The following is a 16426-nucleotide window of genomic DNA, read 5'->3' as shown; positions in this document are numbered from 1 at the left end:
GTGGCGGGTGTGTGGTCGTTGGCGGATGCGGTGCGGGTGGTGGTGGCCCGGGGCCGGTTGATGGGTTCGTTGCCGTCGGGTGGGCGGATGGTGGCGGTGGAGGCCACCGAGGAGGAGGTCGCGCCGCTCGTCGCGGATGTGGCGGCTGCCGGGGGCATGGTGTCGCTGGCAGCCGTGAACGCTCCAGGGGCTGTGGTCGTGTCCGGTCAGGACGTCGCGGTGGACCAGATCGCGGACATCTTTGCCGGACGGGGGCGGCGCACACGGGCGTTGGCGGTCAGCCACGCGTTCCATTCGCCGTTGATGGAGCCGATGCTCGCCGAGTTCGCGGACGTGCTCGGGAAAGTGGAGTTCCGTGCGCCGTCGATTCCGGTCGTGTCGAATGTGACCGGTGAGGTCGCGGACGCCGAGGAGCTGTGCTCGCCGGAGTACTGGGTGCGGCACGTGCGCGAAGCGGTGCGGTTCGGGGACGGGGTCGGTGCGGTCCTGGCGCAGGGCGTCGCGACCGTCGTCGAACTCGGGCCCGACCCCGTCCTGACGGCGCTGGGCGAGCGCGTGCGCGCCGCGTCCGCCGAGCGGGACTCGGCGGCGCGGGACGTGGCGTTCGTGTCCACACTGAGCCGGCGTTCCACGGACACCCGGGCGTTCCTCGGCATGCTGGCCCGGGTGCACGCGCGCGGTCACCAGGTCGACTGGACCGCTCTCGGCCGGGCGAACGACCTCGCCCGTGAACTGCCCACCTACGCCTTCCAGCACGAACACCACTGGCTCAAGGGCGCCTCCGCCCGGCCCGGATCGGCGGCGTCCCGGACGGCCGGGAGCGACGCCGCGTTCTGGAAGGTCGTCCAGGAACAGGACCTCCAGCGACTGGCGAGCGACCTCGGCGTGGACCCCGACGCTCCGCTGCACACCGTCCTGCCCGCGCTCGGCGACTGGCACCAGACGCACATCGAGGTCTCCGCGACGGACGGATGGCGCTATCGCGTCGCCTGGGAGCGGCCGACCGCGCAGCACGCCCCCGAGGGGCCCGCCACCCTGCACGGCACCTGGCTGATCGTCGTACCCGAAGGCGGCCTGCGCGCGGGCCACCTGCCCGACAACGACGGGCTGCACGACGGGCTGTTCGGCGAGGTGCGTCGGGCGCTGACCGATGCCGGCGCCGAGGTGAAGTCGCTGTCCCTCGCGCCCGAGGACATCGACCGCCAGACCATCGCCAAGCTGCTGAACGGGTTCGACGACACTCCCGCCGGAGTGGTCTCGCTGCTCGCCCTGTCCGGCCGAGAGCACACCGGGCCGCGCGGCGTCGGCTCCGGCGCGTGGGCCTCCGTGTGCCTTCTCCAAGCGCTGCTCGACACGGGCTGGAGCGCGACCCGGTTGTGGACGCTCACCCGCGGAGCGGTCCGCGCGACGGCGTCCGACGACGCTCCCGACCCGTGGCAGGCCCAGGTCTGGGGCCTCGGACGGGTCGCAGCCCTCGAACACCCCACCCTGTGGGGCGGCCTGGTCGACCTGCCCGCCCCCGACCTGTCCGCGGCAGACGGGAACGCCCCCGCCGCGACGGCCGACGCCTCCTTCGGCCTGGCGGCGCTGCTGGCCGGATCCGGCGGTGAGGACCAGGTCGCGCTGCGTGCCGACGGAGCACGGGTGCGCCGCCTGCGGCCCGCAGGCCCGGACGGCGCACCCGAGCCCGTACACCCCGTCGTCCCGGAATCCCCCGTCGCCCAGGAGGGGGCCGCCGCCGGGCGGACCGGTGATCCGCAGCCGCCCGCCGTGCGCGAACCCTGGTGGTCGCACGGCTCGGTCCTCATCACGGGAGGCACCGGCGCCCTCGGCGCGCACACGGCGCGTCGGCTCGCCGAGCAGGGTGCCCCGCACCTCGTCCTCGTCAGCCGCCAGGGGCCCGACGCCCCCGGCGCCGCGGACCTGCGGGCCGAACTGGCCGCCCACGGTGCCACGGTGGACCTGGTGTCCTGCGACGTGACCAGCCGCGACGAGGTCGCGGCGCTCGCCGCCGACCTGGCCGGACGCGGTGCCCCCGTCGGTGCGGTCGTGCACACGGCGGGCGTGGCGGCCGAACATCCGCTGGCCGACCTCGACGCGACCGAATTCGCCGCCGTCGTCGACGCGAAGGTCACCGGTGCCGTCATCCTGGACGAGGTGCTGGGCGACGGACTCGCCGCGTTCGTCGTCTACTCGTCCATCGCGGGGACCTGGGGCAGCACGCGCGGCGGTGCGTACGCGGCCGGGAACGCCTTCCTGGACGCGCTGGTCGAGCGACGCCGCGCCCGTCGAGCCGCCGCCACCACGCTGGCCTGGGGGCCCTGGAGCGGCGGCGGCATGGCCGGAGAAGAGTTCCGGCAGGAGATGCAGCGCCGGGGCCTTCGGCCGCTCACTCCGCGCTTGGCCACCATCGCCCTCGACCGGGCGGTCAGGCAGGAGGACACCGCGATCGTCGTCGCGGACCTGGACTGGCCACGGTTCATCGGCGTCTTCACCGCGGGCCGGCCGAACCACCTGTTCGCCGACTTCGACGATACGGAGTCCGGTGCCGGACACACCGATGCCGGACGCACCGGTGCCGCGCAGCCCGGCGAATGGCAGCGGCTGCCGGACCTTCCGCTCGCCGATCAGCGCCCCTACGTCCTCGATATCGTCCGTCGCGAGGCCGCGCGCGTCCTCGGGCACGCGGACGCCGGCACGATCACCGAGGACCAGGAGTTCCTGGCGCTCGGCTTCGACTCGCTGGCCGCGGTCGAACTGCGCGGCCGGCTGACCGTGTTGACCGGCCTGGCGCTGCCCAGCTCCCTGGTGTTCGACCATCCGACGCTCGGCGCCCTGGTGACCCATCTGCTGGACAATGCCGCGCCGGGCGGCGACGCCGGCGCGTCACTGGCGCCCGGCGCGTCGGCGGCGCCGTCCGCCTCCGTGGCCGCCGCGCCGCCGCAGGACTCCAACGACTCCGTCGTCGGCATCTACCGCAAGCTCTCGTTGCAAGGCCGGATGCAGGAGGTCGAGGCGTTCCTCAGCAGCGCCTCCGCCCTGCGCACCAGATTCCACGGTGCCGAGGACCTGGGCCGCGGCGCGCACGTCACCACCCTCGGCCACGGCGAGGCGGAGCCGCAGCTCGTCTGCTTCCCGCCGTTCGCGCCCGTGGACGGCTCGCTCCAGTTCGCCCGGCTCGCCAACCACTTCCGTGGCCGCCGCCGGGTCTCCGTGGTCACCGTCCCGGGCTTCATGGCCGGCGAGCCTCTCGCCGCTTCCCTGGAGGTGCTGATCGAGACACTGGCGGAGGCGGTGCTGCGTGCGGCGGACGGCCGTCCGTACGCGCTGCTCGGCTACTCGTCCAGCGGCTGGCTCGCCCAGGCCGCCGCCACCTGGCTGGAGGAGCGCGGAACCGGCCCGGTCGGCGTCGTCCTGCTGGACACCTACCCGCCCGACAGCATGACGCTGGAGATGCGCAAGGCCATGACCTACGAGGTCGTCGAGCGCCGGATGCGGTTCACGTCGATGCACTACGACGGCCTCACCGCCCTCGGTACGTACCGCGGTATGTTCCGCGGCTGGCAGCCCCGGCAACTCGCCGTGCCGACGCTCTTCGTCCGCCCGGACAGCTGCATCCCGGGTTCGCCCGAGGAACCCATGACCGGCTCCGACTGGCAGGCGGCGTGGCCCCTCGACCACGAGGAGACGCAGGTGCCGGGCGACCACTGCACCATGATCGGCGAATTCTCCGAGACCACGGCCGCGGCGGTGGACGAGTGGCTGAGCCGTACGCCGGGCCTCGCCCGGCCCTGATGGAGCAGGTACGGGGCCGCCGCGCGTCCGCGCCCGCCCCGTACCACTCCGCATCCCTCAGTACGCACCGACTCGAAACACCGACGCCCTCTGAGGAAGGACGACCATGAACACTCTCTCTCCCTTGCAGGGCCTGCCCCTGCACCGCAGCGACCCCTTCAGCCCGCCGGACGGCTACGCGAAGGTGCGCGCCGAGGCGCCCGTGAGTCCCATCGTCTTCCCGGACGGCAACCAGGGCTGGCTGCTCACCCGCCACGCGGACGTCAAGGCGATGCTGGCGAACCCGTCCTTCAGCTCGGTCCGGGAGAAGGCCGCCCGCACCCGTCGTACCGAGGGCCGCCCCACGCCGCTGCCCGGCGCCTTCTTCACCATGGACCCGCCGGACCACACCCGTTACCGGCGACTGGCCGCGAGCCGTTTCGCGGTCCGGAAGATCAAGGCTCTTGAGCCGAAGATCGAGCAGTACACCCGTGAGCACCTGGACCGGATGGAGGAGACGGGGGGCGGCCCGGTCGACCTCGTCACCGCCTACGCCCTGCCCATCCCGTCGCTCATCATCTGCGACCTGCTCGGCGTGCCCTACGACGCGCGCGACGACTTCCAGCGCTGGTCCCTGAGCATCCTCGACACCGAACTGTCCGAGGAGGAGCAGCAGCGCACCATCCTCGAAGGCACCGAGTTCATGCTGGCCCTGATCGAGGACAAGAAGAAGAACCCGTCGGACGACCTGATCAGCGATCTGCTCGATCCATCGGAGGAGAAGGACCGGATATCCGAGTTCGAGATCGCCGGAATGTGCGGCCTGATGCTCATGGCCGGGCACGAGTCGACCTCGAACATGCTCAGCCTCGGCACCCTGGCCGCGCTGCGCAACCCGGACCAGCTCGCCCTGCTGCGCTCCGATCCGTCGCTCATCGACACCGCCGTCGAGGAACTGCTGCGCTACCTGTCCATCGTGCAGTTCAACTTCGCCCGCCTGGCGACCGAGGACGTGGAGATCGGTGGGCAGCTCATCAAGGCGGGCGAGACCGTGGTCGGTTCGATGGCCGCGGCCAACCACGACCCGGAGGTCTACACCGACCCGCACCGGCTGCGCCTCGACCGGGCGGAGGAGCGCAACCTGGCGTTCGGCCACGGCATCCACCTGTGCATCGGCCACCAGCTCGCCAGGGTCGAGATGAAGGTGACCTACCTGCGCCTGTTCGAGCGCTTCCCCACGCTGCGCCTCGCCGTGCCCTTCGAGGACATCGAGTTCCGCGCGAACTCCGTGGTGTACGGCGTCAATTCGCTCCCCGTCGCCTGGGACGCGCCCGCGCGGACCATGACCCTGCCCCGTGACCGCATGACCACATGATGCCGCGACCGCGCGACCGCGCGACCGCGCGACCGCGCGACCGCGTGGCCGTCGGACATGGAACTCGGAACACCACGACCAGACAAGGAAAACCCGTTCAATGCCGGAATCGACCGACGCCGCAGCCGCGGTACCCGAAGCGCACGACCTGCCGCTGGCCCTCTGGGGCTGGCAGGGCTGGACCGTCGAGCCGTGGGAGCGGCTGCCCGGAGACGAGGGGTACAGCTCGCACACCTACCTCGTCCGGCACGACGGCGTACGCCACGTCGTCAAGGCCGTCCGCAAGGACATGGGGCCGAAGCTCACCGCAGGACTCCTGGTGGCCCAGGAGGTGGAGCGCCACGGCATCGCCGCCGGCGGCCCGCTGCCGACCACCGGCGGAGAAGTCACCGCCTATCAGGGCGACTTCTGCTACAGCCTGCTGACCTACCTCGACGGTGAGCGTGTCGACGAGACCGACCCGGCCCACCTGCGCGCCGTCGGCCGGACCCTCGGACGGATCGACTCCGTCCTGCTGCACGCCCCCGTCCCGGAGGGCGTGCCGCGCTGGAACGAGGTGCTCGAACTCTTCCTGCTCGAACAGGGCTTCCTCGAGGGACACGACTGGATCCGGCGGACGCTGGAGCAGGCGGGCGGCGCGCTGTCGCCCGACGACCTGACCATCGGCCTGATCAACTGCGACGCCGCAGCCAAGGAGTTCCGGGTCCTCGGCGACACCGCGGGTCTGCTGGACTGGTCGGAGGCCATGTACGCACCCTGCATGCTGGAACTGGCCACCACGCTCAGCTACTTGGAGGACGAGACGGACGGCGAGCCGCTGGTGCGCGGCTACTTCGAGGAGGGGCCCGCCGACCGGGCGGAACTCGGTTTCCTCGCCGACATCCTCCGGTTCCGCTGCGCCGCCGAGGGCTGGATCTACGCCGCACGGCAGAGCGCGGGCGACGAGACAGGCACCACCGCCAGCACCTGGAGCAACGAGAAGCTGATCGAGCGGGCCCGGCAGAACGCCGAGAACGCCGACCGCATCGCCGCCCGCTTCCAGGTTTTCTGAGCGACCCCGAACGTCCGAAGAGACCTGATCAAGACGCAGCGTCCGGCGGCGCCGAACGGCACGACGGGCGCGTGTGCGTCATGACTTGCGAAACAGGGTGTGAACGGTGAAGTCCTACAAGGCATTGGCAGGCATTCCGCACCTGCCGCGCCTGTTCCTCTGGTCCATGCTGGCCCGGCTCAACGTCTCCATGCTGCCGATCGGCCTCACGCTGGTGCTGGTCGGCTGGAGCGACTCCTACGTCGCCGCGGGCGTGCTCGGCGGGGCGCTCACCGCGGGGCAGGCGCTCGTCGGACCCGCCCGGGGCCGCGCCGCGGACCGGGGCGCGGTCCGCAAGCTGCTGGTCCTGACCGGCATCGGCTACCTCGTCGGCCTCGGTGCACTGGTGACGATGACCCGCACCGTGCCGGGTGGCGGCTGGCCGATCGCGGTGCTGGTCGCCCTGCTCACCGGAATGAGCACCGTGCCCATCTCGCAGGTCAGCCGCGCGGTGTGGCCCAAGATCGTGCCCGGTGAACTCGGCCGCACGCTGTTCACACTGGAGGCCACCGGCTCGGAGGTGGTGCAGACCACCGGGCCGCTGCTCACCTCACTGCTCGTGACCACCCTCGACCCCGGATACGCCGTCATCGCGTGCGGCGTCGTGGCGTTCGTCGGCGCGCTCGCCTTCGCCGCCGCGCTGGGCAGCGCCGGGATCCGCGGCGGGGCGGAGCGGACCGCCGCGGAACCAGAAGCAGAGACAGGGACAGCAGCGGGAACGGGAGCGGACGTCGGCACGGAAGGAGACACGGCCACGTCGGCGTCCGCGGTCACGACCGCATCCGCACCGGAGCCCGAGGAGCGACGTACGCTCTTCGCCCTGCCGAAGTTCACCCTCGCCATCGTCGTGACCCTGGTGATGATGGCCGCCCTCTTCTCGGTGAACCTCTCCCTGGTCGCCTGGGCCCGCGACAGCCACCAGTCCGGACTGTCCGGCGTGCTCGTCGCATGCTGGACGATCGGATCCGTGGTCGGCGGCTTCGGCATGGGCGCCCTGCGCAAGGACGTGCCGCACAGCGCCCGGTTCGCGGCGATGGCGGCCGGCATGGCGCTGCTCGCGGTGCTGCTGCCGCCGGTGACCGAAACCGCTCCGGTCTGGCTCGTGCTGGTCGTGCTCTTCCTCGGCGGCACCGCCATCGCCCCGAGCATGGCCGGCAACTTCGCGCAGGTGTCCGGAGCGGTGCCGCAGGAGCGCCGGGCGGAAGCCTTCGGCTGGCTGGCCACCGCGGGCACCGGCGGCGCCGCGCTCAGCATGCCGGTGACCGGCGTGCTGCTGGAGACCTCGGGTCCTGCCACGTCGGTCGCGGTCGGCGCCGCCCTCGCACTGTGCGCGACGGTCCTCTCGTACATCGGCTCGAAGCGGGCCGAACGGAACGACGGGCTTGTGTCGGCCGGGGCATGACACCCACCTACCGAGATGTGACGCGCGCCCAGGCCTGTCGAAACGTGACACGCGCCCGCCGCGACAGAACCACCCCACCAGAAGTCTTCCCAGGAGGGTCGCCACGATGACCTCGACCGACGCCGTGCCCACCGGTACACCGCCCCTGACGACGGACAGCTCCTCCGGGACGCCGCCGGCATATCCGATGCCGAAGGCGTCCGGCTGCCCGATGGATCCCCCGCCCGTCTACCGGACGTTGCGCGCCGAGCAGCCGGTGTCCAAGGCGCGGCTCTACAACGGGCGGGAGGCCTGGCTGATCAGCCGGCACGAGGACGTGCGCAAGATCCTCTCCGACTCGCGGGCCAGCGTGGACGCGCTCAACCCCGGTTTCCCATGGCTGAGTGAGGTCGCGAAGGCCATGAACACCGCGGAGGGCGGCGTACGGCCGCTGGGCCGGATGGACCCGCCCGACCACACCGAACTGCGGCGGATGCTCGCGCCGCACTTCCTGATCAAGCGGGTGCGGGCGCTGCGCCCGGCGACCGAGGAGCTCGTCGACGGGCTCATCGACCGGATGCTGGAGGGCCCGAGCCCCGCCGACCTCGTGCCGGCGCTGGCCCGTCCTGTCCCGTCGACAGTCGTCGGCTGGCTGCTCGGGGTGCCTGCCGAGGCGATGGCCCGGTTCGGCGAGACCACCGCCCAGCTGTTCGACGAGGACGGCTCGGCCGAAACTGCCGTCGCCGCGCGCGGTGAACTGTTCGAGCAGCTCAAGGAACTGGTCGAACTGCGCCGTGCGGAACCGGACGGCAACATCGTCAGCCGCCTGGTCGGCTTCGCCGACGAAGGCAGGCTCACGGAGACGAACCTGCTCATGCAGATCGGGCTGCTGCTCGGCGCCGGATACGACACCACCGTCAAGATGATCACCACCGGTGTGCTGGCGCTGCTCGGCCACCCCGAGCAGGCCGCCCTGCTGGCCAAGGAGCCCGAACGGGCCGCGGGGGCCACCGAGGAACTGCTGCGCTACCTCACCGTCGCCGAGTTCGCGCCCAAGCGCGTGGCGGTGGAGGAGATCGAGATCGGCGGGCAGACCATCCGGCCCGGCGACGGAATCATCTGCCTGATCAGCTCAGCCGACCGGGACGAATCGGTGTACGAGCGCCCCGACGAGCTGGACATCGAGCGGTCGGCCCGCGACCACCTCGCCTTCGGCTCCGGCATCCACCTGTGCGTCGGGCACAGCGTGGCACGGATGGAGCTGGAAGTGGTCTACGGACGGCTGTTCAGCCGCATCCCGCAGCTGCGCCTGGCCGTCGCGCCGAACGAGATCCCGTTCTCCAGGGGACTCGACGTCCAGGGAGCGAAGAGCCTGCCCGTCACCTGGTGACGAGTGGTCATGCCGCCGGCAGCCACAGCGTCGGCGGCCACACCGTCATCGCGAAGCGGCCGGGCGACCATCAGGTCACCCGGCCGCTTCGCCGTTGCATCCGTATACGTGCCTGTATTCGGCCTACCAGCGCAGCGACAACCGCTGCACACCGCGGACGAGAACGCCCGGCATCCACTCGAACGGCGGTGCCTCGGGGTCGAGTTCGAGGTCGGGGCAGCGCTCCAGCAGCGCACGGAACGCGATCCGGCCCTCTGCGCGGGCGAGCGAGGCTCCCAGGCAGTAGTGGATCCCGTGCCCGAACGCGAGGTGACCGACGCCGGCCGGGGTGCCGCGACGGATGTCGAAGCGGTCGGGGTCGTCGAAGTTCGCCGGGTCGCGGTCCGCCGACGCGAGGCTGACCAGCACCGTCTCGCCCGGCGGGATGACCGTGTCGCCGATCTGGACCGGCACACTGGTGAACCGCTTGGTCGTGCTCTCCAGCGAGCCGTCGTAGCGGAGCATCTCCTCGACGGCGCCGTCGAGGAGGTCCATGTCGGAGCGCAGCAGGTCCAGTTGGTCCCGGTGCGTGAGCAGCGCCCGCGTTCCGTTGGAGATGAGGTTCGCCGTCGTCTCGTGTCCGGCGATCATCAGGAGGAAGGCCGTGGAGCGCACTTCCTCCGAGGAGAGGCGGTCGCCGTTCTCGATGCTGGTGCGTATGAGACCCGACAGCAGGTCACCGGTGGGCTCTCCACGCCGCTTGTCCTCGATCAGGTCGTCGAGATAGCTCATCAAGGCCTTGACGGCCGTGTGCGTCTCGGTCGGGTTCTGCGGCGCGAGGATGCCCTTGGCCCAGGAGTGGAACTCGTCCCGGTCGGCGTTCGGCACCCCGAGCAGTTCGCACAGCACGGCGATCGGCAGCGGTCGGGCCAGCGCCTCCACCAGGTCGGCCCGCCCCGCGGGCAGCATGGCGTCCAGCAAATCGTCGGTGAGCTCCTGGATGCGCGGGCGCAGGTTGTCCACCCGCCGCACGGTGAACTCCCGGGAGATCAGCTTGCGCAGCCGGGTGTGGTCCGGCGGGTCGGCGATCAGTACATGCTTGCCCAGTGGCGACGCCTCGGACGTCGCCATCGTGTCGCGTGCCTTGACCAGCCGCGAATCGGTCAGGGCGGAGCGCCCCTCGGCGTATCCGACGATCAGCCAGAATCGATAGCCGTCCGGGGCCCGCACCTCGTGCACGGGTCCCTCCTCGCGGAGTTTCGCGTAATACGGATAAGGATCCGCGAGAAAGTCGGGCCCGTATTCGGCAAGTTCGATGATGGGCATACGCCGAGAATACATGTCGATGGGCCGTGTGCCAGGGGGTGAATCTGGAGAGGATTCGTATCGGGACTCACCTCGCAGCTCCGACCAGCTCCGATCCGGCAAGCCGGTTCGGCTAAGGGGGGAAATAGGGGTTGTCGGTGCCCTGGCCGGCGGCAAAGATCGGGCTCATGCGCAGACGTGTATCCGTTGTCCGTCTGTGCACATCCGCCCGAAATTCGAGGAGCTGATCCGTGGGCGCCGGAAATCCGCGCGAGCAGGTCGAAGAACTTGATTACAAAGGTCTTGCGTTCAGCTACCGGATGGTCGAATGCGAAGCACCGGTCACCGAGCCTTTTGTTGTGCTGTCCGGTGCGTACCAGGACAAGTTCAGCTACCGGCGGTTCGACAAGTACTGGCAGGACACGGCCACCATCGTCTGTGTGGATCTGCCGGGCTCGCGCACGGCGGACCCCGTGCCCGCCGAAGGCGGCTATGACGTCCAGACCGAAGCGCTCGCCCACCTCATCGACGAGCTGGGGCTGCCACGTGTGAACCTGCTGGGGATCAGCAACGGATTCCCGGCGGCCTACCGCTACGCCCAGCAGAGCCCGTCGCGGGTCTCCCGTCTCGTCCTGGCCGGGGCCGCCGACTGGCCGCCGCGCAACCGGGAGCGGATGACGCAGATGTATCCGATCCTCACGGCGGGCCGCTTCGCCGAGTTCGCCGAAGGTCTGCTGGACCTGCTCATGTGCCTGGACCCCGCGGTCACGGTGCGCAACCGTGAAATCGTCCGCAGGGCCCTCAACGGCCGCTTCAGCACGATCGAGGAGGCCGATCTCCCCGGCTACCTCAACGTCTCGGACCTCCTCCTCCAGGACGGTGCCGTCCTGCCCGGCGGCATCAGCGGCGTGCCCAGCCTGTGCCTGGTCGGGGAGCACGACACCTTCGCCACCATGGAGGGCGCGCGCGCCCTGGCCGCCGAGATCGAGGGTGCGCTGTTCGCCGTCATCCCGGAGGCCGACCATCTCGTGTTCCTCGGGCGTGCCGCCGAGTGGGCCGAGACGATCGCACGCTTCTTCACCGATCGTCCGCTGGAAGAGCTCGACTTCCTCGCGTCGTTGGAGACGCTCGGCCGGCCCGCCGCGGACCGCGGCGGCTCCTCCATATCCGTCGAGGGTGCGCTTCATGTCTGAGGGGTTCATGCCCATCGCCGTCGTCGGTATGGCCTGTCGGCTGCCGGCGGCTCCGGACCCTGCGGCTTTCTGGCGGCTGCTGAGCGAGGGCGTGGACGCGGTGGGCGAGGCGCCCGCCGACCGCTGGCCCGACGAGGCCGGCACGCTGACCGGTGCGGCCCGGTACGGCGCCTACCTGGACCGGATCGACACCTTCGACCCCGGGTTCTTCGGTATCTCGCCGCACGAGGCACGGGCGATGGACCCGCAGCAGCGGCTGATGCTGGAACTGAGCTGGGAGGCGCTGGAGGACGCCGCGATCGTCCCCGCCTCGCTCGGCGGCAGCGGCACCGGAGTGTTCGTCGGAGCGATCTGGGACGACTACCGCAGCGTCGTCACCAGGGCCGGAACCGCCTCCTTCAACCAGCACACGATGACCGGCATGGGCCGTGGGCTCATCGCGAACCGTGTGTCGTACACGCTGGGCCTGCGCGGCCCCAGCATGACCGTGGACGCCGCGCAGGCCTCGTCGCTGGTCGCCGTGCACCTCGCCTGCGAGAGCCTGCGCCGCGGCGAGTCGCGGGTGGCGCTGGCGGGCGGCGTGAACCTGATCGCCGCGCCGGAGGGCATGGCCGCGTCGACGAGCTTCGGCGCCCTCTCGCCCGACGGCCGCTGCCACACCTTCGACGCGCGGGCCAACGGGTACGTTCGCGGCGAGGGCGGCGCGCTGGTCGTGCTCAAGCCGCTGGAACAGGCCCGTGCCGACGGCGACTTCGTGTACTGCGTCATCCGGGGCAGCGCGGTCAACAACGACGGCGCCACCGACGGACTGACGGTGCCCAGCGCGCCCGCGCAGACGGAGCTGCTGCGCGCCGCCTGCCGGCAGGCGGACGTGGCCCCCGGCGACGTGCAGTACGTGGAACTGCACGGCACGGGCACCGCCGTGGGCGACCCGATCGAGGCGGCGGCGCTCGGCACCGCCTTCGGCGCGGGCGTGGGCCGGGCGGCCGACAACGCGCTGCTGGTGGGCTCCGCGAAGACCAACATCGGGCATCTCGAGGGTGCTTCGGGCGTGGTGGGCCTGGTCAAGACGGCTCTGGCGATCCGGCACCGGAAGCTGCCGCCGAGCCTGAACTTCGTGACGCCGAACCCGAAGATCGCCTTCGACGAGCTCAGCCTGCGCGTCCAGGTCGGGCTGACACCGTGGCCGCGCCCGGACGGTCCGATCGTCGCAGGGGTCAGCTCGTTCGGCATGGGCGGCACCAACTGCCACGTCGTGCTCTGCGACGCCCCGGCCGAGTCGTCGGCGCCGTCACCCGCGACGTCATCGGCGGCCCCGCCCGCGACCGTTCCTGTTCCCGTTGCCGTCCCGCAGGACGTCGCGTCGCCGTGGCTGATCTCGGCGCGCAGCGAGGCGGCGCTGCGCGGTCAGGCCGCGGCCCTCGCCGCGCACCTGGAGCAGCACCCAGAGCTGGACGCCGCCACCGTGGCGCGCGGCCTGGCCACCACCCGCACGCATCACGAGCACCGCGCCGCCGCGTTCGGCGGCGACCGGTCCGCCCTGCTCTCCGAGCTGCGCACCCTCGCGCAGGGCCGCCCCTCGGACGGCCTGCTGCGCGGCACCGCGCCGGTCCCCGGGACCGGCACCACGCCCGGCACCGGGCCGAAGACCGTGTTCGTGTTTCCCGGCCAGGGCGTGCAGTGGGCCGGCACGGTCCGCGACCTGATGGCGACCCTGCCCGTCTTCCGCGAGCACGTGGAGGCCGCCGCCGCGGCCCTCGACCCGCTCACCGGCTGGTCCCTCGTCGACCACCTCACCGCTCCGGAGGCCCTGCCGGACACCCCCGACCACGTCCAGCCCGTGCTGTTCGCCGTCACGACCGCCCTCGCGCACACCTGGCGCACGCTCGGCGTCCAGCCCCATGCCGTGCTCGGCCACGCCGCGGGCGAAATCGCCGCCGCGTACAGCATCGGCGCGCTCACCCTCCAGGACGCCGCGGCTCTCGTCGTCGCACGCAGCCGTGCGCACGGCGAGCAGGCCGAGGCGGTGCGCGACGCGCTCCTCGACGAGCTGAGCGGCATCGAGCCGAGGCCGAGCGGGACGCGCTTCCAGTCGACGACCCTCGGCGGTCCGGTGGACACCACCGCCCTGGACGCGGACCACTGGTACCGCAACTTCCGGCAGCCGGCGCCCTTCCAGCCGGCCGTCGAGGAACTGGTGGACGACGGGCACACCGTCTTCATCGAGGTCGGCCCGCACGCCGTGCTGCCGCCCGAGACCCTGGAACACCTCGACGCCGCGGGCGCGGTCGGCATTCCCGCCCTGGGCCGCGGCGACGGCGGCCGGCCGCGGCTGCTGTCCGCGCTCGCCGCCGCACATGTGCGGGGCGCGGCCGTCGACTGGCCGGCGCTCTACGGCCTTCCGGCGGCGCGCCGCGTCGAACTGCCCGGCTACGCCTTCGACCGGCGCCGGTATTGGCCCGAGCCCACGCCGACGTCCGCGCCCGTGGCACGACAGGGCGCTGCCGCCGTTCCGACGCCGAACCCTGCTGCTCCCGCTGACGCCGCTGTGCCCGCCTCCGGTCCCCCTGTCTCCGCGTCTGCGTCCGTGCGGGACTCCGACTGGTTGCGAGGGCTGACCGAGGCCGCTCCCGCCGAGCGTGACGAGCAGTTGCTGGACCTCATCCGTGACGAGGCGGCGGCGGTGCTCGGTCACTCCGATCCGCGCGAAGTGGATCTCGCCCGCTCGTTCAAGGACCTCGGCCTGGAGTCGGCGTCGGGTGTGGAGTTGGTCGAGCGGTTGGGTTCCGTGCTGCAACTGCGTCTGCCCGCAACGCTGTTGTACGAGAGCCCGACGCCGAAGGTCCTCGCGCAGGTGTTGGGTCTGGAGTTGAAGGGTGCCGCGCGGCGTGCCACCGCGTCGGCCGCATCGGCCGTGACGGCCCGTCCGGAGAAGACGTCCGCTGTCTCCGCGTCTGCGTCCGTGCGGGACTCCGACTGGCTGCGAGGGCTGACCGAGGCCGCTCCCGCCGAGCGTGACGAGCAGTTGCTGGACCTCATCCGTGACGAGGCGGCGGCGGTGCTCGGTCACTCAGACCCGCGCGAAGTGGACCTCGCCCGCTCCTTCAACGATCTCGGCCTGGAGTCGCAGTCCGCGGAGGACCTGTGCGAGCGGCTGGCCGCCGTGCTCCGACTGAGGCTGTCCGCAACCCTGTTGTACGACAGCCCGACGCCACGAGCCCTGGCGCGAGTGCTGGGAGCGGAGCTGGCCGGTACCACGCAGAGCGACGCCACGTCGGCGGCCTCGGCCTCCGACGAACCGATCGCGATCGTCGGCATGGCCTGCCGTTACCCCGGCGCCGCCGATTCCCCCGAAGCGCTGTGGCGGCTTGTCGCCGAGGGCGCCGACGCGATCGACGTGTTCCCGGCGAACCGTGGCTGGGACCTGGAGGGGCTCTACGACCCGGACCCCGACGCACCGGGCCGGACCTACGCGCGCGAGGGCGGTTTCCTCTACGAGGCCGACCAGTTCGACGCGCAGTTCTTCGGCATTTCGCCGCGTGAGGCCCTGGCCGTCGACCCGCAGCAGCGTCTCCTGCTGGAGACCTCGTGGGAGGCGGTGGAGCGGGCCGGCATCGACCCGGCCGGCCTGACCGGAAGCCGCACCGGCGTGTTCGTCGGCGCGACGGCCATGGAATACGGCCCCCGGCTGCACGAGACGGTCCCCGAGACGGCGGGAGGCGTCGGCGGCTATCTGCTGACCGGCAGCACCGTCAGCGTGGCCTCCGGACGCATCGCCTACACCTTCGGGCTCGAGGGCCCCGCGATGACGGTGGACACCGCCTGCTCGTCGTCGCTCGTCGCCGCGCACCTCGCGGCCCGGTCGCTGCGTAACGGCGAATGCGAGCTGGCGCTCGCGGGCGGCGCCGCCGTCATGGCGAGCCCCGGCATGTTCGTCGAATTCGCGAGGCAGCGCGGCCTCGCGGACGACGGACGGTGCAAGTCGTTCTCCGCCGCCGCCGACGGCACCTCATGGGCCGAGGGTGTGGGCATGCTGGTGCTCGAGCGTCTCGGTGACGCGCGGCGCAACGGGCGTCGTGTGCTTGCGGTGATCCGTGGTTCGGCGGTCAATCAGGACGGTGCGAGCAATGGTCTGACCGCGCCGAACGGTCCGTCGCAGCAGCGGGTGATCCGGCAGGCCCTGGCCGATGCGGGGCTCGAGGCCGCCGATGTCGACGCCGTGGAGGCGCACGGGACGGGAACGGCGCTCGGTGACCCGATCGAGGCACGGGCGTTGCTGGCCACCTACGGGCAGGGCCGGTCGGAGGGTCGTCCGTTGTGGCTCGGTTCGCTGAAGTCGAACATCGGGCACACGCAGGCGGCGGCGGGTGTGGGTGGTGTGATCAAGATGGTGATGGCGATGCGGGGCGGGGTGCTTCCCAGGACCCTGCATGTGGATGAGCCTTCGCCGTATGTGGACTGGGAGGCGGGTGAGGTCAGGCTGTTGACCGGGCCGGTCGTCTGGGAGGCGGGGGAGCGGCCGCGTCGTGCCGCCGTGTCGTCGTTCGGGATCAGTGGTACCAACGCGCACCTGATCCTCGAAGAGCCTCCGGTCAAGGAGCGGATCGCGTACGAGGCCGAAGCCGATTCCACAGACCCCACCGTATGGCTGGTCTCCGCGAAGAACGCCGACGCGCTCGGCGAACAGGTCGGCCGGCTGGCCGAGTTCGCCCGGACCCGGACGGAGGTCGGCATCCGCCGGGCCGCTCGGGCCCTGGCCACCGGCCGTACGCACTTCGACCACCGGGCGGCGGTCGTCGCCCAGGACCGGGACGCACTCGCCGAGGCGCTGTCGGCGCTCGCGTCGGGTGCCGGGCATCCCATGGTGGTGCGTGGTCGGGCCACGGCGGGCAGGACCGCGTTCCTGTTCTCCGGTCAGGGCAGTCAACGTCCGGGTGCG

Annotated in this window: 8 protein-coding genes; 7 read left to right on the top strand and 1 reads right to left on the bottom strand. The window is 71.8% G+C overall.

Features of this window, described 5'->3' with window-relative positions; genetic code table 11:
- From CW362_RS39580 to CW362_RS39560, 5 genes are all read left to right on the top strand, one after another.
- Complete coding sequence (locus tag CW362_RS39580; protein ID WP_103554430.1) at positions 1–3795, top strand: SDR family NAD(P)-dependent oxidoreductase; 3795 nt, start codon at positions 1–3, stop codon at positions 3793–3795.
- A 106-nt stretch (positions 3796–3901) separates the two neighbouring features.
- Positions 3902–5149 (top strand): cytochrome P450, encoded by a 1248-nt coding sequence (locus CW362_RS39575; protein ID WP_103554429.1) that lies wholly within the window; start codon positions 3902–3904, stop codon positions 5147–5149.
- Positions 5150–5249: 100 nt separating this feature from the next.
- Complete coding sequence (locus tag CW362_RS39570) at positions 5250–6200, top strand: phosphotransferase enzyme family protein (protein ID WP_103554428.1); 951 nt, start codon at positions 5250–5252, stop codon at positions 6198–6200.
- Positions 6201–6306: 106 nt separating this feature from the next.
- The gene (locus tag CW362_RS39565) at positions 6307–7641 is read left to right on the top strand and encodes an MFS transporter (protein ID WP_103554427.1); all 1335 of its coding nucleotides are present in this window, start codon (positions 6307–6309) and stop codon (positions 7639–7641) included.
- A 106-nt stretch (positions 7642–7747) separates the two neighbouring features.
- Positions 7748–9010: a cytochrome P450 gene (locus CW362_RS39560; RefSeq protein WP_103554426.1), complete on the top strand. Its 1263-nt coding sequence runs from the start codon at positions 7748–7750 to the stop codon at positions 9008–9010.
- 123 nt (positions 9011–9133) lie between these two features.
- Here the strand turns inward: CW362_RS39560 and CW362_RS39555 are convergent, their stop codons facing one another.
- On the bottom strand, positions 9134–10315 hold the full coding sequence (locus CW362_RS39555) for a cytochrome P450 family protein (protein WP_103554425.1): 1182 nt from the start codon (positions 10313–10315) through the stop codon (positions 9134–9136).
- A 230-nt stretch (positions 10316–10545) separates the two neighbouring features.
- Here CW362_RS39555 and CW362_RS39550 point away from each other — a divergent pair, with 230 nt between their 5' ends.
- Positions 10546–11487 carry an alpha/beta fold hydrolase gene (locus CW362_RS39550; protein WP_162684387.1) on the top strand — a complete coding sequence of 314 codons (942 nt, stop codon included), beginning with the start codon at positions 10546–10548 and terminating at the stop codon, positions 11485–11487.
- Positions 11480–16426: type I polyketide synthase (locus CW362_RS39545; RefSeq protein WP_162684386.1), on the top strand; the 4947-nt coding region annotated here is incomplete at its 3' end. The genes CW362_RS39550 and CW362_RS39545, both read left to right, overlap by 8 nt.

The sequence above is a fragment of the Streptomyces populi genome, assembly GCF_002911015.1.
Classification (GTDB): Bacteria; Actinomycetota; Actinomycetes; order Streptomycetales; family Streptomycetaceae; genus Streptomyces; species Streptomyces populi.
This window is presented reverse-complemented; position numbering and strand designations above follow the sequence as displayed.

What these genes read in the sequence shown, in the direction of transcription:
- CW362_RS39575 (WP_103554429.1), top strand. Translation starts at nt 3,902, where the DNA reads ATGAACACTCTCTCTCCCTTGCAGGGCCTGCCCCTGCACCGCAGCGAC.
- CW362_RS39570 (WP_103554428.1), top strand. Translation starts at nt 5,250, where the DNA reads ATGCCGGAATCGACCGACGCCGCAGCCGCGGTACCCGAAGCGCACGAC.
- CW362_RS39560 (WP_103554426.1), top strand. Translation starts at nt 7,748, where the DNA reads ATGACCTCGACCGACGCCGTGCCCACCGGTACACCGCCCCTGACGACG.
- CW362_RS39555 (WP_103554425.1), bottom strand. Translation starts at nt 10,315, where the DNA reads ATGCCCATCATCGAACTTGCCGAATACGGGCCCGACTTTCTCGCGGAT.